This window comes from Leptospira kanakyensis, assembly GCF_004769235.1.
Taxonomy (GTDB): domain Bacteria; phylum Spirochaetota; class Leptospiria; order Leptospirales; family Leptospiraceae; genus Leptospira_A; species Leptospira_A kanakyensis.
This window is the reverse complement of sequence record NZ_RQFG01000019.1, coordinates 478660-495479: the sequence shown is the minus strand read 5'-3', so window position 1 is coordinate 495479 and position 16820 is coordinate 478660. Positions and strand designations below refer to the sequence as shown.

The 16820-nt window shown below is 39.1% G+C and carries 15 protein-coding genes and 1 tRNA gene; 8 read left to right on the top strand and 8 right to left on the bottom strand.

Annotated features, from left to right (window positions below):
* Positions 1-209 precede the first annotated feature (209 nt).
* Both EHQ16_RS16665 and EHQ16_RS16660 read left to right on the top strand, forming a co-directional pair.
* Positions 210-285: transfer RNA gene (locus tag EHQ16_RS16665), tRNA-Asn, on the top strand.
* A 19-nt stretch (positions 286-304) separates the two neighbouring features.
* Entirely contained in the window at positions 305-1042 is a 738-nt protein-coding gene (locus EHQ16_RS16660) for a L,D-transpeptidase family protein (protein WP_135632326.1), read from the top strand.
* A gap of 100 nt (positions 1043-1142) precedes the next feature.
* Here EHQ16_RS16660 and EHQ16_RS16655 read toward each other — a convergent pair whose 3' ends face one another.
* Positions 1143-2609, bottom strand: coding sequence for a flavin-containing monooxygenase (locus EHQ16_RS16655; protein ID WP_135632325.1), 1467 nt, complete (start codon positions 2607-2609; stop codon positions 1143-1145).
* Positions 2610-3037: 428 nt separating this feature from the next.
* On the opposite strand from EHQ16_RS16655, the gene EHQ16_RS16650 reads away from it, so the two are divergent.
* On the top strand, positions 3038-3367 hold the full coding sequence (locus tag EHQ16_RS16650; protein ID WP_135632938.1) for an ArsR/SmtB family transcription factor: 330 nt from the start codon (positions 3038-3040) through the stop codon (positions 3365-3367).
* Complete coding sequence (locus EHQ16_RS16645) at positions 3354-3836, top strand: SRPBCC family protein (RefSeq protein ID WP_135632324.1); 483 nt, start codon at positions 3354-3356, stop codon at positions 3834-3836. Before EHQ16_RS16650 ends, EHQ16_RS16645 begins: the two co-directional genes overlap by 14 nt.
* A gap of 540 nt (positions 3837-4376) precedes the next feature.
* On the opposite strand, the gene EHQ16_RS16640 is transcribed toward EHQ16_RS16645, so the two are convergent.
* Positions 4377-4985 (bottom strand): hypothetical protein, encoded by a 609-nt coding sequence (locus EHQ16_RS16640; RefSeq protein WP_244242119.1) that lies wholly within the window; start codon positions 4983-4985, stop codon positions 4377-4379.
* A gap of 207 nt (positions 4986-5192) precedes the next feature.
* Between EHQ16_RS16640 and EHQ16_RS16635 the strand changes: the two genes are divergently transcribed.
* Positions 5193-5576 (top strand): DoxX family membrane protein, encoded by a 384-nt coding sequence (locus EHQ16_RS16635; RefSeq protein ID WP_135632323.1) that lies wholly within the window; start codon positions 5193-5195, stop codon positions 5574-5576.
* An 85-nt stretch (positions 5577-5661) separates the two neighbouring features.
* Here the strand turns inward: EHQ16_RS16635 and EHQ16_RS16630 are convergent, their stop codons facing one another.
* Both EHQ16_RS16630 and EHQ16_RS16625 read right to left on the bottom strand, forming a co-directional pair.
* Complete coding sequence (locus EHQ16_RS16630; protein WP_135632322.1) at positions 5662-7824, bottom strand: SulP family inorganic anion transporter; 2163 nt, start codon at positions 7822-7824, stop codon at positions 5662-5664.
* A 110-nt stretch (positions 7825-7934) separates the two neighbouring features.
* Complete coding sequence (locus tag EHQ16_RS16625; RefSeq protein WP_244242118.1) at positions 7935-8234, bottom strand: hypothetical protein; 300 nt, start codon at positions 8232-8234, stop codon at positions 7935-7937.
* 407 nt (positions 8235-8641) lie between these two features.
* Here EHQ16_RS16625 and EHQ16_RS16620 point away from each other — a divergent pair, with 407 nt between their 5' ends.
* The 3 genes from EHQ16_RS16620 to EHQ16_RS16610 are packed head-to-tail and all read left to right on the top strand — an operon-like array spanning position 8642 to position 12015.
* The gene (locus EHQ16_RS16620; RefSeq protein ID WP_135632321.1) at positions 8642-9331 is read left to right on the top strand and encodes a succinate dehydrogenase cytochrome b subunit; all 690 of its coding nucleotides are present in this window, start codon (positions 8642-8644) and stop codon (positions 9329-9331) included.
* Positions 9332-9349: 18 nt separating this feature from the next.
* On the top strand, positions 9350-11275 hold the full coding sequence (locus EHQ16_RS16615; RefSeq protein WP_135632320.1) for a fumarate reductase/succinate dehydrogenase flavoprotein subunit: 1926 nt from the start codon (positions 9350-9352) through the stop codon (positions 11273-11275).
* A gap of 8 nt (positions 11276-11283) precedes the next feature.
* Positions 11284-12015: a succinate dehydrogenase/fumarate reductase iron-sulfur subunit gene (locus tag EHQ16_RS16610; RefSeq protein ID WP_135583487.1), complete on the top strand. Its 732-nt coding sequence runs from the start codon at positions 11284-11286 to the stop codon at positions 12013-12015.
* A 100-nt stretch (positions 12016-12115) separates the two neighbouring features.
* On the opposite strand, the gene EHQ16_RS16605 is transcribed toward EHQ16_RS16610, so the two are convergent.
* From EHQ16_RS16605 to lepA, 4 genes are all read right to left on the bottom strand, one after another.
* A complete protein-coding gene (locus tag EHQ16_RS16605; protein WP_135632319.1) occupies positions 12116-12946 on the bottom strand; it encodes a hypothetical protein in 831 nt (276 codons plus the stop codon).
* Positions 12947-12966: 20 nt separating this feature from the next.
* Positions 12967-13920 (bottom strand): glycosyltransferase family 2 protein, encoded by a 954-nt coding sequence (locus EHQ16_RS16600; protein WP_135632318.1) that lies wholly within the window; start codon positions 13918-13920, stop codon positions 12967-12969.
* A complete protein-coding gene (locus EHQ16_RS16595) occupies positions 13917-14867 on the bottom strand; it encodes a hypothetical protein (protein WP_244242117.1) in 951 nt (316 codons plus the stop codon). The genes EHQ16_RS16600 and EHQ16_RS16595 overlap by 4 nt, the downstream gene beginning before the upstream one ends.
* Positions 14868-14946: 79 nt before the next feature.
* A complete protein-coding gene (gene lepA / locus EHQ16_RS16590; RefSeq protein ID WP_135632316.1) occupies positions 14947-16752 on the bottom strand; it encodes a translation elongation factor 4 in 1806 nt (601 codons plus the stop codon).
* Between the last annotated feature and the right edge of the window lie 68 nt (positions 16753-16820).

Sequence of the window (16820 nt, the reverse complement as noted above, 5' to 3'; positions counted from 1 at the left end):
CTACAACAACATATACAATTTCTATTTTTTCCCCTACCAGGAGCGGAGAGGATTATGTCACAATGAAGGTATCTTTAGTTGGAAACATCCATTTTTTAAAGCTAGGCTCCCTGATTTTTTAGAATTTTTGCAAAATTTCTGTAGGCTCTGAAAGTTTTTTTTCGTTGACCTAGCGACCTTCCTACGTAGCATGGTCACAGATTCGAGATTCCCCTTTAGCTCAGTCGGTAGAGCAAATGACTGTTAATCATTGGGTCGCTGGTTCGAGCCCAGCAGGGGGAGCCATCTGAATCGTCCCAGAGTTTTGAAATCCATCAACTCTCCGAAATCCCTAGCATCTTGGCTCCATTTTCTAGGCCTCTCCCTAAAATCCAAGCAAATTCAATACCACAAGATCAATTGTATCACTGTTCTTTTTAGTTTTCTTTATTTTTTTTCCCTCTTCCCGCTTTCTGGTGAAGGAAATTCTCCATCAAATTCTCCTCTCCCAGACTCAGAACAGATCCTTTTCATCACTGCAAAACCTGGTGAGACCACTGGATCTTTAGATTTTTACGCGCTCACAGAGGGAGAATGGACGCCGATCCTTGAAAAAATACCAGTTCGTCTCGGGCGAAGTGGGCTTATCAATGGAGTGGAAAAAAGAGAAGGGGATGGACACACTCCTTCCGGGATTTTTCCCCTCAAAAGGATTGTTGGCAAACAAAAAAGGCAAATTCGTAATTTAGAATACAATGAAATTCGAAAGAATTCTCATTGGAGTGATTCTCCTAGTTCTAAAAATTACAACCAACTGATTCCATACCGCGAAAAAGGGGCAGTTTCTCTTTGGGATTCTTATATTTATGAATTATTTTTTGTGATCGAACACAATACAAAACCAGCAGTACCCGGGTTTGGAAGTATGATCTTTTTACATCCATGGAATGAGGACAAACCAACATCCGGTTGTGTGGGTGTATCGAAAGAGATTTTAGAGACCATCGTATCAAAGTTAGATGGCAGTAAAAACCCAAGTTTTTTTATCCAGATTTTGGACTAGATAAAACCTGTCTTCACCACTGATTGCTCTGGAAATTCAAAAAAAAACCGGCATTGGTTTGCAATACCGGTAAAAATGTTGTTTAGGATTTTAAAAAAAGTTAAAAGGACTGCAAAACAAAGTCTTTGTACTCAGGCGTTTTCATTTCCTTTTCCCAACGACTCCAGGTATAAGGCCACATCGCAGGATCTCCATCTGGATCCAAATACCAACTTTGGCAACCACCGAGCCAAACTGTATTTTTCATCCCCGCTTTGAGGTAAGCCGCAAATTGTTTTAAGGCATCTTCTGTGGTCTCAATGGAATCAAATTTCTTTTTTCTCCAATCTTCTATGATTTTCATCACATATTTGGTTTGTACTTCACTCATTGCAATGACAGAGAAGTTTCCAATCGGAGTATTCGGTCCAAGCATCAAAACAAAATTGGGAAAGTGGGGAATGAATAAAGATCTGTAAGCTTGGACTTTCTTTTTCCAAACGGTTTCAATCGAAATTCCATCTTTTCCTGTTAGGTTCATTGGACGCATGAAGTTGAATGGGTGAAATCCAGTTGCTAGAATCAAAACATCCAGTTCATGGAGTTTTCCATCTTTTGTCACAACACCTTTTTCTGTGATTTTTTCGATTCCCTCTGTGACCAAATCTGCATTTGGTTTTTGAATCGCATCGTAGAAAGTAGAATTCACAATCACTCGTTTGCATCCTACGCGGTAGTTAGGTGTTAGTTTTTTTAGTAGGATAGGGTCTTTGATGGATTTTTTTAGATTTCGTTTGCAAAGAAAACTCATGAGCAAATGCGGGAGTTTTTTACCGATAACCGCTTTTGAAAAAGTTTGTTCTACGGCAAATGTATACCATCTATGAAAACGTTTGAGAATATTTGTGTCCTTTCTCCAACGTTCTTTATCTTTTTCTGTATAATTAGTATCAGGTACTTTTACGATCCACTGCGGTGTCCTTTGGAATACAGAAACTTTTTTTCCTAGTTTGATTACTTCCGGAATCACCTGGGCTGCAGTGGAACCGGTTCCTATGATTCCAATTCGTTTTCCTTTTAAATCAACGGAATGATCCCATTCCGCAGTATGAAAACATTTTCCTTGGAAGGAATCTAGGCCTGGGATGTTTGGGCGAGCTGGGTGGTGTAAAATCCCTGTTGCTGAAATGAGAAAATCAGAAACGTAAGTTTTTCCTTGGTTGGTTTTTGTTGTCCATTTTCCATTGTTATACGATGCTTCTGAAACGGCTTCATTGAAATGGATTTTGGGAGTGACCTTGTATTTTTCGCTGACTCGTTTGAAGTAGGCTTGGATTTCATCTCCATGGGCAAAACGATGGCTCCATTCCGGATTGGGTTCAAAACTGTAAGTATACATATGGGCGGGAATGTCACAAGCTACACCCGGATAGGTGTTTTCCCTCCAAGTCCCACCAAGATCATTTTTTTTCTCTAAAATTGTAATGTCTTTGATCCCTGCTTTTTCCAATTCAATGGCAAGAAGGATACCCGTCATACCAGCACCAATCACCACAACGGACGGATTTCTAAGATTTGCTGTTGTCATCTGCTTCCTCATTCGTAAAAATCTAGGAACTTTCTAATAAGAACATTGTTCCGAATTTTCTCAATTGAACAGAATGACATCGGATTAAAAAACGTTTGCAATAAAAAAAACATATATGTGATAAAAAAGGAATTCGTGTTTTTTAATTAGAATCATACTGATTCCAGAAAATTAATTGCTGAACAATGGGTAGGTTGGTTCAGTTGTTAGTCAACTTTAGCTTGTTATGTGTAATAATGCCTCTTTCCAGGCGAACCTAATCATCATAAATCAAATATGTGAAATCAATATTTTTTATTTTGATCATTGTATGTGCTACATTCATTCGAAACAAACCAAACCCTTCGTATGTTTCAAGTTTTGATTAAGATTAAAAAAATGCTTAATTAAGTATTGACTTAATTAATAGAATTCTTCATATTATGCCTATGAACACCTTTGCTGTTTTAGCGGATGATACGAGAAGGGACATTGTAAGGCTTGTTGCAAAGAATGGGGAATTAACATCCACAGAAATCAGTCAAAATTTTCAGATGAGTCCACCAGCCATTTCACAACATTTAAAATTGTTAAAAGAGGCAAATATCCTTCTTATGAAAAAGGATGCACAGAAACGCATCTATAGCCTGAATCAAAAGGGAATGAAAGAAATGGAAGATTGGATTTTGGAAATTAAAAATCTTTGGACGAAGCGTTTAGATAAATTGGATCGTTATGTAATGAAATTAAAAATGGAGAGATCTCATGATAAGAAATAACCTAGAAACAGTGATTGAGGATAACAAAGTTACCTATAAAAAGTATTTTGATGTACCGGTTGATCTTCTTTTTGAAGTTTGGTCGAGCCCCGAACACTTAACGGAATGGTGGGGACCGGATGGTTTTACATTAACCATCAAAAGTTTGGATTTTTCCAATGGTGGGATTTGGGAGTTTATTATGCATGGCCCAGATGGTCATGATTACAAAAACAAAATCCAGTTTCTTGAAATCCAAAAACCAAATCTTATCTCTTATAAACATATTGGCGATTGCGAGGGTGATGAAGATGTAAATTTCCAATCAAAGATTATTTTTGAAACTAGTGGCAAGGGAACGAATCTCCTGATGGAACAGATTTTCTCTAGTAAACAAGAGTTAGAAAGAGTGAATGCGAAATATGGTGCGATTGAAGGTGGAAAACAACATGTGGTAAACCTTGCGAAGTATGTAGATAAAATCCGGTAACGGATTGTATTGGTTCACTTAGGTTTTATGACGATGCATTTTCTTTTGTATTTTTAACTTCCTTTCCTTTGATAATTTTGGGGCTTTTGCTCGTTCGAGTCAAAATCCTTAACTTTTCGATTGTCAAGGTTAGATATAAATACTTACTTTCAGTTGCTGTATTAAACTTACTTCTTCTATCGATTAGTTCTTCTGCAGTCATTCATAGGATTTTTCATCGCGAATCTTTAACCGGAAGCCTGAGTGCTGCTTCAATTCTAGGTCTTCTTTTTGCAATCAATGGGAAAGTTATTTTTGACCTTTGTAAGGAAAATGTTCACTCATCATTAACTCGGAAGTATAAGAGCAACAGTTCACGAGAATAAAGCAATATGCGATGACTGGCATTTCGAGTAGATTATTACGTGGTGCAGTGAGTAACTTCCCATAATGTATATTATGTCGCATTGTGGATTGGGCTTTTTGTATAGAAAGTCACATCGGTAACACTTTAGATCACTCACATGCTTTACAGTTTTGTTCTCCGGATATAAGACTTTGTCACCTTTGAGAAAGGTTCTGATTTCTATAAGTAGAATGAAAATCCTTGGAAGAAACAATTTGGCTTAATCCTTCTTCGATTGCTGATTGGATGCTCGTAGCGATCTTTTCGTTTGACTCTGTATCTTCTGCACTGAAAGGAATGGTTCTTGTGGTAATTTGTTCGGAATGTCCTAAAATTCGTTTTTGTTTTCCTTCCGGGTTCACTACTAAAAATTCAACAATGGAAACAAACGTAGCCTGACGAAATTTAGTGGTTCCTTCTTCAAATTCTAACGCTCTATCGACTTGCACTTTTCGTAAAACAATCACACCTGGTTCAATGGGATCATTGGTTTTTAGTGGTGAAAGTGAATTGATAGAAAAAAGTCTAGAACTTGTATCCGAAAAAGATTTGAGTGCTAATTGTCCGATTGTGATTTCCTGTGCGGGGCCTACTTTTAATACCTTGGTTTCCAGTTCTTCTGCGTATTGAAGTTGTAGTGATTTTTCTGAATTCTCTTTTATTGAATATTCCGACTGCTGGGAAGACGCTAAACAATTAGAGAGAAAAATAGCAAAACTAAATAGTGTTATAAATCCAAATTTCATAAATCGGGCCTTAATCATTAATGCCACCAAACAACGCGTTTATTGCAAATGGATCCCATAAGATTCGTAAAAATCCCTAAATTTAGCAGGAATTTGTATTTCTTATCGTACGTAGGTCAATGAAAACTAGGTGACTTTCTAGTTGTTCGTTATATCATTCTCGAAATCTGGGATGGTTCTAAAGTGATTCTGGATCGGAAATACGCGTATTTAAAGGAAAATGGTATGAAAATTGCTTATTTAATTGTTAGGGTTTTGCTTGGTGCATTATTCTTATTTTCTTCGATCGTAGTTCTCTTTAACTTGGTTCCGCAACCAGAGACTACCGGAGATTTAAAGGTATTTAATGACGGAATCAAAGCTTCTGGTTATTTGATGACTCTCATTAAGGTAACCGAGCTTGTCGTAGCGATTGCTTTTCTTACCGGACGATTTGTTCCCTTGGCTTCGATTGTCATCGCACCAGTGGCCATCAATATTTTACTTGTCCACCTTACCATTGCACCAGAAGGAATCCCAGTAGGAATTTTTGTAGTGGTTGCGAATGCTTTTCTTGCTTATGTGAACTGGAATGTTTACAAACCTTTATTTGTTCCTGTAAATAAGTAAACAGACGTTTGTTTGAACCGGAAGGTTTGCAATCTTTTGGGATTGTTAAACCTTCCTTGAGGACTGATTGTATCAGAGTTTCTTTTTACGTTTCGAAAAACTGCACATCGCCTGAGGATGTATCATAAAACCCAGCCACAATTTTGATTTCTTGGGTTCCTACTTTTTCTGAGAGAAAAGGACTTTTCGCCAAAATTTCCTCAATTGAGTTTTTCACGTTTGCTTTCACCACATGGTTGAAAATATGTTCATTTTCTTTTTGGATGGGATGAATTATTTTTTCCGATTCATCGATTGCCTTTTGGATTTTTTTGGTCACGCTTGCAATGTTTCCTTCTCGAAGTGCATAGATGGCACTAGAAACTGCTCCACAATTAGAATGTCCCAGTACCACAACGAGTTTAGTGCCAATTTTGGCGCAAGCTAACTCTAAACTTCCAAGAATTTCATCATTGACGATATTTCCAGCGATACGGATGGAAATGATATCTCCGAGTCCTGCATCAAAAATAATCTCAGGGCTTGTCCTGGAATCAATACACGACAATACCACCGCAATTGGGTTTTGTCCAAAGGCAGTGGCATTCACCTGGTGTTTGAAATATTTTTCAGACCATTTCCCCTTTACGAATCGTTCGTTTCCTCGTTTCAAAAAATCTAAGATTTCATCGGGTGTTAACTTCTGTTGGGCTTCTTTGTCTAAGATGTTTACAAATTGCACTTGATCACTTAGTTCATAGGAATCCTTTAACCCAATCAAATTGAGTTGGATTTTTCTTTCGACAGAAACTACGGTTTTGAATTCTTCCAAAACTTCTAAGATATCATGATCAATGAAATTGCAGTTAGAAGCATCTACAATCAGTTTTGAATTTTCAGGAATGGTCCAAAGTGTGTCTTTGATAGACGCTTTGTTTAAAAAGGAAACCTGGTTTGGTAATTCGATGCGGACTGTTTCTCCGATGTTTAAGTTTTCAGTTTCTACAGAAAATGGGTTTTTATAGTTATTTTTTAGGATAAAAATAAAACTAATAGAGAGTCCAATAAGGACACCTGTTAAAAGGTCTGTGAAGATGATGGCAACAATAGTTGCAATGAATGGGAGAAACTGATAAATCCCTTTTTTATAGATAGATCTATAAAGATTGATGTTAGTGAGTTTAAAACCTGTGACAATAAGAATTACTGCCAATGAAGATAATGGAATTAAATTTAAATAAGATCCAAAAAAAACAACACTGATCGATAACAGAATTCCGTGAAAAATTGTGGAGAGTTTAGATTCAGCACCGGCATAAATATTGACCGTACTCCTTACGATTACAGAAGTAATTGGTAAACCTCCAATCAGTCCAGATAAAGAGTTCCCTACTCCTTGTGCCACAAGTTCTCTGTTAGGGGAAGCTAACCTTTTGTGAGGATCAATTTTTTCTACTGCATCTAAATTTAATAAAGTTTCCAAAGTGGCAAAGGCCGCAATCGTCATTGCGTAATACCAAACCTTGGTTTGGGTGATGGCAGAGAAATTAGGAAAGAAAAAAATAGATTCCCAGTTTTTAATATTCGGAATGGATACTAAATGTTTTTCAGAAAGATAGAATGAAGGAAAGAAATTCTGAAAGATTCCATTGATGAACACACCTAAAAGAATGACTAATACCGGAGATGGTAAAAACTTCAAAGGTTTCCATTTTGTTTTGTCATAACCAATCATTAAAAAGAGTGAAGAAAGAGCGATGATGACTGCTCCCCAGGAAAAAAAATTGATGATATTAAAAAGTTCAGAAAAAGTATTTTCTCCATCTTTTTGGAAAAAGATAAAGTCTTCTTCTGGATCGATGTCAAATCCTACTGCATGGGGAATTTGTTTTAAGATGAGAATGAGTCCTATGGATGCAAGTAAACCTTGGATGACGTTAGACGGAACGTAGTTTGCGATAAATCCACCACGCAAGAAACCAATCACTATCTGGATAAACCCTGCAAGAAAAACAGCAAGGAGAAAGGTTCTATAATCCCCAAGCCCAGCAATGGAAGCTAAAACCAAAGTCACAAGACCGGCAGCAGGACCACTCACACTTGTACTGGAGTGGCTTAAGATACCTACTATGATCCCGCCGATCACTCCAGAAATCACACCGGATAATAAGGGGGCTCCGCTGGCCAAAGCCACCCCTAAACATAAGGGAAGTGCAACTAAAAAGACAACTAAACCAGCGGGAAGATCATTTTTGAGTTTGGAAAACATAATGGTCTAGGAAGGTTAAAATTCTATTTAATGGGTGTCAACCCATTGGATTTTAGTTCTGCGAGAATTTTAAATTGGAAACATTTTTTTTGCAATAAAATGACTAAAACTTACAACCAAATGGTCACATCGTCCAAGTCTTCTTCACTGATGACATGACGAATCTTGTTCTCTGTCGTAAAAGAAATGGATTGGATTTGGATGGACGACCAAAGATTTGTATAAACATAGGGACCAACATGGCATTTGATAATTACGTTTGGTTGGATGTTTTTTTCGATCGAACAAATTAGCTCAGGAGTTTTTTTATCTTCCGGTATTAAAATTTGATTTTCTTTGTCTCTTGCAAAAAATAAAATTTGGAACTTAGAAATACTATCCTTTGTTAGGTTTTCGGTTTTGATGAACAACTGCAATTCTTTGGCGTTTATTTTGTGCCTAGGATGGATTGTGACTAAGATGGGCAGACCGACTTCTTTTAAATAGGATTTGCGATTCTCAGCAAAACTCCCATTTGGCCTCGTGCAAAACAATAAAGAGAACGAAAAAAGAACGAAAATGGGAACAGAAACCCTCAAGACAGGAAACCGGACATTCCATTTTTGTTTTCTTAACAAGATTTTTCAAGAATCACTAGCCTTCGATTCGGACTCAACCCCTTTTCCAAGAGCCAATGTCTGGAGAGTATATAATTGAGAAACAAACTCAAATTCGTAAGTTTGGATTGAATAAGATTTATGAATTTACGGGAAGTGGAATCAGTCTGAAACTGGACGTAATAGAAAAATTTACACCTACACTCTATAGGAGCTCTTCAATGACGTTGAGTCTAGACTTCTTTCGATCCTCAATTGGAAAGAAGATCATTATGGCCATTACCGGATTTATCTGGTTTGGGTTCGTGATCCTTCACATGGTCGGAAACCTTCAAGTTTTCCAAGGACCAGAAAAATTAAACACCTACGCAAAGTTTCTCAAGGATTTAGGACCGCTACTATGGGTAGCACGTATTGGACTGATTGTGGCTTTTTTTGGTCACGTATGTACAGCCATCCTTCTAAAATTTGAGAATTCAAGTGCGAGGCCAGTATCTTATGCTAAGGGTTCTACCATCCAAGCCTCTGTAGCTTCTCGCACAATGGCTTATAGCGGACTCCTTTTACTCACCTTTCTTGTGTACCACCTTGCACATTTTACTTTAGGAATCACTAACCCAGAACATTACAGTTTTGAATACATCCTCAAAAATGGTGATGTAGTTCATGATGTGTATGCGATGGTGATCCTCGGATTTCAAGATCCAATCATTTCCGGAACTTATATTGTATTTATGGTTTTCCTAGCTCTCCATTTTTCTCATGCTTTGGGATCAATGTTTCAGACTTTGGGAATCCTTGCACCAAAACACAACCCAGCCATTCAGAAAGCTTCTACAGGACTTGGTCTTATCATTTTCCTGGGAAACTGTTCCATGCCGATCTCGATTTTACTCGGGTATGTCCGTTAAGGGTTTTTAGGAGAAGTTATGAAATTAGACGCAAAAATTCCGTCGGGTCCATTAGAACAAAAATGGGACAAACACAAACAAGACATCAAACTTGTAAACCCGGCAAACAAACGTAAGTATAAAGTCATTATCGTGGGAACAGGTCTTGCAGGAGCTTCTGCTGCTGCTACACTCTCAGAACTTGGATACCAAGTTTCTGTTTTCTGTTTCCAAGACAGTCCAAGACGAGCTCACTCCATTGCTGCCCAAGGTGGTATCAATGCGGCAAAGAATTACCAAAATGATGGTGACTCCGTTTATCGTTTGTTCTATGACACTGTAAAAGGTGGTGACTTCCGTGCTCGTGAAGCAAACGTTTATCGTTTGGCTCATGAATCCACAAACATCATTGACCAGTGTGTGGCACAAGGTGTTCCTTTTGCTCGTGAGTATGGCGGAACCTTATCCAACCGGTCTTTTGGTGGAGCGCAAGTATCTCGTACTTTTTATGCAAAAGGACAAACTGGCCAACAGTTGTTACTTGGTGCCTACTCTGCTCTAGAGAAACAAATCTCTCGTGGTGCAGTGAAAATGTATCCAAGAACGGAGATGTTGGAACTAGTTCTTGTTGATGGTCATGCCAAAGGAATCGTAGTTCGTGATCTAGTGACTGGTGAAATTTCTTCCCATGCAGGGGACGCTGTCATTCTAGCATCCGGCGGATACGGAAACGTATTTTACCTTTCCACCAACGCAAAAGGATCGAACGTAACTGCTACTTACCGTGCTTACAAAAAAGGTGCAGGATTTGCAAACCCTTGTTATACGCAAATTCACCCTACTTGTATCCCTCAAGCCGGAGATTACCAATCCAAACTAACTCTTATGTCTGAATCTCTCCGTAACGACGGACGGGTTTGGGTTCCTAAGAAAAAAGATGATCTTCGTGCTCCTCACGAAATTCCAGAAGACGAAAGAGATTATTACCTCGAAAGAAAATACCCTTCTTACGGAAACTTAGCACCTCGGGACATTTCATCACGTTCAGCAAAAGAAGCTTGTGATAATGGTCTTGGTGTGGGTCCAAAGGTTGGTGACAAACGACTTGGTGTGTATCTAGATTTTTCTGATTCCATCAAACGATTGGGTGAACCAGTAGTAGCTGACCGTTATGACAACCTCTTCCAAATGTATGAACGCATTACGGGAGAAAACCCATACAAAGTGCCAATGCGTATTTACCCTGCGGTTCACTACACTATGGGTGGGCTTTGGGTGGATTACAACCTCATGTCCAATATTCCTGGTCTTCATGTTCTAGGAGAAGCAAACTTCTCTGACCATGGTGCGAACCGACTCGGAGCATCTGCTCTCATGCAAGGTCTTGCTGATGGATACTTTGTGATTCCTTATACCATTGGTGATTATTTTGCCAAAGAAGGTCACAAAAATATCTCTACAGACAGACCTGAGTTTAAAGAAGCAGAAGCACGTGTTCGTGAGATGACTAATAAATTATTAGCAATCAACGGTAAAAAAACTCCGGATGATTTCCATAGAGCACTCGGTAAAATCATGTGGGATCAGTGCGGTATGGCACGTAACGAAAAAGGCCTCAAAGATGCCTTACAAAGAATTCCTGAACTGAGAGAGGAATTTTGGAAAAACGTAAAAGTTGCCGGATCTGGATCTGAGCTCAACCAAGAGTTAGAAAAAGCAGGTCGCGTTGCCGACTATTTAGAGTTTGGTGAACTACTTTGTTTAGATGCACTTACAAGAGAAGAATCCTGTGGTGGTCATTTCCGTGAGGAACACCAAACCGAAGACGGCGAAGCAAAACGTAATGACGATAAATTCTGTCACGTAACTGCTTGGGAATACAAAGGGGAAGGAAAAGCTCCTGTAGAACACCGCGAAAAACTCGAGTATGAAAACATCCACCTAGCCGTAAGGAGCTACAAATAATGGATACTATGAAGTTACACCTTAAAGTTTGGCGACAAAAAGACAAAAACGATAAAGGTCGCATGGTGAGTTATGAAGCAAACAACATCAGCGAACATATGTCTTTCCTTGAGATGTTGGATGTTGTGAACGATGACTTAATCAAAAAAGGCGATGAGCCGATTGCCTTTGACCACGACTGCCGCGAAGGAATTTGTGGAGCATGTTCCATGGTAATCAATGGGGTTCCTCATGGTCCAGAAAAAGGAACTACCACTTGCCAATTACATATGCGTAAGTTCAAAGATGGCGATACGGTTTATATCGAACCTTGGAGAGCCAAAGCTTTCCCTGTCGTAAAAGACCTTTTAGTAGACCGTTCTGCTTTTGATCGTATCATCCAAGCGGGTGGGTATGTATCCATCAATACGGGTGGAGCTCCTGATGGAAACGCACTACCAATTCCAAAAGTAGATGCTGACCTTGCGATGGATGCCGCTACTTGTATCGGATGTGGGGCTTGTGTAGCAGCTTGTAAAAATGCTTCTGCAATGCTTTTTGTATCGGCAAAAGTATCACATTTGGCACTCCTCCCACAAGGTGTGGTCGAAAAGAAAGAACGAGTTCGTAAAATGGTAAGTGCAATGGACAAAGAAGGATTTGGAAATTGTACAAACCAATACGAATGTGAAGCAGCTTGTCCGAAAGAAATTTCGGTAAACTTCATCACAAGATTGAATAGAGAGTATATCTCTAGCTAAGTAAATAAACTTTAGATAGAAACCTCTATGAGAAAAATTACCGCAAGATTCCTGTTTTGCGGTAAATGACGAGAAAACCCGATTGGAAACAGTCGGGTTTTTATGTTTTTAAGGGTTTCGTTTCTTTAGTCTCGTAGGCCTTCATCCATTCTAATTCTTTTGAATAGAGTTTTAGAATATAATCTGCCTTTTCTTTATCCTCTAGTTTTATTTTTTGAATCCTTAAAATTGACTTGGATTTGATTTCTTCTGCTAAACTAAAATTTTTTTGAATGATAGCAAATTGTCCTTTGGTTAAAAAGGCAAAAAATTTTTCTAATTCGTTTTTGTTTTCATCGGCTAGGATGGATTCCAGAATATGATCCACCAAATTATCGTTATTTGGATCTTCATCCATGAGATAATGATTGGCGAGGCTTAAAAGATTTCCCGATTCTTTGTATTCAGAAATTTTTTTCTCAGAATATAGATCTTCAAAATAAACAAAACGATTGGATTTAACCTGGCAAATAGTTGCTAGTTGTTTCTGGGGATCACTTGTATCAATACTTTCTGTTTCAATATTATAATTGGTAACTACAAGAAATAAAATATCTCCAGCCTTTTCGATATAACGAAAGCCAATGACAAGTTCTAAATTTTTTTCATAACCCGGAATCACAATTTGGTTTGGACTTTCTTTCGAGGCATGTGTCAAAACAAAACTGACAATAGTTGCCATTTCTTCGGGAGAAAAATCCAATTTCAAAACTTGAAAAATTCTAAATTCAAGAATATGGCCCAGGTAATAAGGATTTGCCTCTATTTTTAAAGGGACATTGTTTTTTGCGACCCGAAAGCGAATTTCATTAGGCGATGCACCTTCTGAGAGGACGGCTGAAAAACTAAATATTGTTAGTAGAAGGAAAGGCAATGATCGGAATCGGAACATAGACCCCAACATATTCCAGATCAAAATAGAGAGTCAACTAACAAAGCGGATAAATCTTTTTTCGAAATTGGTTTTTCTGATAAAAAATTGGTAAGTAAATTTTGGATCCATTCTGTATCTTTTCCTCTTTTGGTTCGGCCTTGGAGCATGGTGTCCATCCGAGACTGAATCGCATTTTGAAAAAGGGATTTTGTGAGTGGTTTTAATAATTCCCATTTTCCCATTTCTAGGAATTCCTCTTTCGTAAGTAGTAGCGAATACAAACGAAATCTTTCGAGTGCTTGGTACTGATTCGAAAGTTGGTCATCGCTACCACCATAACGGACCATTAAGTTTTCATCGATTAAACCAATGGGATGGCCAGATAACAAAATCCGGTTCCATAAATCGTAATCTTCGCATACGGGTAGTTCAATGCGAAATCCTCCAAAGGTTTCCAAGGTTGGTTTATAGGCAAAAAAACTGGAAGTGGTCACCATACAAAGTTCCAAGGACTCTTTTAAAAACCATCCAGGGAGTTTCCTGTATTTTCCTTTGGGCTCCATTAAATTGCCTTTTTTGTTCCAGACCTCCCTCGTTTGGGAAAATAAAATTTCAGGATGGGATTTATGAAATTCCATTTGTTTGGAAAGTTTTTCGGGATACCACTCGTCATCCGAATCTAAAAAGGCAATCCACTCACCCTCTGCCCTTCCCATTCCAAAGTTTCTTGCCCCACTTACTCCCCTATGTTCTGTTTGGTGGACTTGGATGGATTTTTTGTTTCTACCAAAAGAGGAGAGTTTTCCTTTCCAACCAGGAAGTTTGGAAAGTAGGTCTTTCCATGTATCATCGTCCGATCCATCGTCGACAATATGGAGTTCCCAGTGGGGATAGGTTTGTTTTATCACGGATTCGATGGCTCTGTCGACGACGGTCTTTCGGTTATAGGTGGGTATAATGATGGAAACAAGTGGTCTATCGAAAGAATTCATCGGGGTTCCTTTTCCAAAATCAAATCTAGATGTTGGATTTGGCCTCCTTGGTGGAGGTAAAAAATGGGAGATGTTTGCATTACAGAAGACGGAGATAATTGCATTTCGTGTATTTCCCGTAGTAAGGGGTTCATCGTCATTCCACTATATATGGGTTCTAAGAGAATATCTGTATTTCGATAAAAATCGTAAATCCACTGTTTTTGGACTTGGGTTTGTTTCCCAAAGGATACTGTCTTTGTGACCTTATCCTTTTCAGATTCTATTTTGGATTTGTTTTCTTTCACGATTTCCAAAATCTGCCCTTCGCTTGCGGCAATGGTTCTGAGGCCTAATTGTTTTTGTAAATCTTCCCTTTTGGATATCCAAGTTTCCTTTTTTTCTCCTACCATCACTCCTTGGACAAGGATCGATGTTTCTTTAAAATAATCTAGGGCAGAAAGAAAGGTCGCTCCAGATCCGATTTCCATTCGTAGGATGGCTTTGATTTTTTGATTGGTAGGTGAATTTGCATCCTTCTGATCTAGAGAGGTATCTAGAGACTGAGAGATTTTTTTCTCCAGTTCCTGCCAGAAAGAACGGAGCCCGAGATTTTGTCCAACGTGGATTCCAAATTCCGGTAAAGATAGACCTGGGTAATTTTTTTTCTTATCTAACCAAACCGCATGAGCTTCCTTTCGATTCGCATAACAGCTTATAGTATGAGAATGACCTCGAACCAATCTTTCATTATACGACCGAAGATGGGGATCCCTTGTATAGGCAATCGTATCTATGGTGATTCCGCTGCGACGAAGAATACAGGTAAAACTTGCTAAATAGTTTCCGTGGATGGCACCCCAAAGGAGAACTTTGTGAATCTGATTTTTTTGCAAATACTGGAAAATACCAAAAGCCTTTCGCCACTTGGTTCCAAAACCAAAGGGAAGTAGGTCATCACGGATCATCCTTAAGTTAAAGGGGGCAAGTCCTGGAACTTCAGAAATTTGGATGGGAAGTTCCGGGAAAAAAGTGAATTTGTGAATCCTAGTCCCCGGTTTTTAAAATGGATAAGAAGGCTTCCTGAGGGATTTCTACGTTTCCAATTTGTTTCATACGTTTCTTTCCTTCTTTTTGTTTCTCCAGAAGTTTTTTCTTACGAGAAATGTCCCCACCGTAACACTTGGCAGTTACGTTTTTACGAAGGGCAGAAATACTTTCTCGGGCTACCACTTTGGAACCAATAGCCGCTTGCAATGGAATCATAAACTGATGGCGAGGGATCAGGTCTTTTAATTTTTCAATGATGACCCGCCCCCGTTCTTCCGCTTTGGATTTGTGGACAATCGAGGAGAGTGCATCCACTGGTTCCCCATTCACTAGGATATCCATCCGCACGAGTTTGGAATCTCGATACCCCACTTCTTCGTAATCCAAAGAGGCATAGCCTTTGGTATAAGATTTGAGTTTATCGTAGAATTCAAAGATAAGTTCTGCTAAAGGGAGTTCATAGGTGAGTTGGAGTTTGTCTTTGGAGAGATAAACCGTATCCATATGGATTCCTCGTTTTTCAATCACAAGGGACATGATATTTCCGACGTACGATTCGGGAGCGATGATGGTGGCTTTGACAAAAGGTTCTTCAGATTTCCCAATTAATATGGGATCGGGCCATTTGCTAGGGTTATCCACTTCGATCACATCATCCTTTGTCGTTGTGATTCGAAATTTAACTGATGGAGCTGTGGTAATAAGGGCTAAATTAAATTCTCTTTCCAAACGTTCTTGGACAATTTCCATATGAAGAAGTCCCAAGTAACCCACACGAAATCCAAACCCAAGGGCTGCAGAATTTTCTCTTTCAAATGTGAGAGCCGAATCGTTTAACTTTAGTTTTTCGATGGCATCTACAAGGGCGTCAAAGTCTTCCCCATTAATGGGAAATAACCCTGCAAATACCATAGGTTTTGCATCTTTAAATCCTTTGACATCTTCCGCCGTTTGTCTATTGGCATGGGTGATTGTGTCCCCTGTTTTGGCATCTCCCATCTTTTTCATACCAGCGACCACATAACCTACGTCACCTGCTTGGAGTTCTTCGCAAGCTACCATGGAAAGTCGGTTGATTCCCACTTCAGTCACAGTAAACTGGCGGCCAATGTTCATCATATGGATCATTTCGCCTTTACGAAGTTTTCCATCATATAACCGAACTTTTGCGACAACACCCATATAGGTATCAAAGAAGGAATCGTAGATCAGTGCTTTGAGTGGAGCATCCACATCCCCTTTAGGAGGTGGAAGGAGGTAAGAAATAGCCTCTAAAACATCTTGTACGTTCAGTCCTGTTTTTGCAGAAATCGGGATGGCCTCGTCGGGATTTAAGCCCAACGACTCTTCGATCATCAATTTACATTTGTCAATATCAGCAGAAGGAAGATCGATTTTGTTAATAACGGGAATTATGCGAAGATCTAAATCCATCGCTAAATATAAATTCGCCAAAGTTTGGGCTTCCACCCCTTGGCTTGCATCCACAATGAGAAGAACCCCTTCGCAGGCAGCCAGGGAACGAGACACTTCGTACGTAAAGTCCACGTGGCCTGGGGTATCAATTAAATTTAGGTGATAAATATTTCCATCTTTGGCATGGTAATCGAAGGACGCATTGTTCGCTTTGATGGTAATCCCACGTTCTCTTTCGATGTCCATGGAATCGAGGATTTGGTCTTTTTTTGTCCTTTGGTCGGTGACAAGACCAATCTCAAGCAAACGATCCGCCAGAGTGGATTTTCCATGGTCGACATGGGCGATGATGGAAAAATTGCGGGTGAATTTTTGGCGTTCGTTCACGGTTCCCTCTTCTTTTTAAGTCATTTTCCTGGAACTAGGCTCTTTGTCGAAAAAGTTTATTGTCAGAG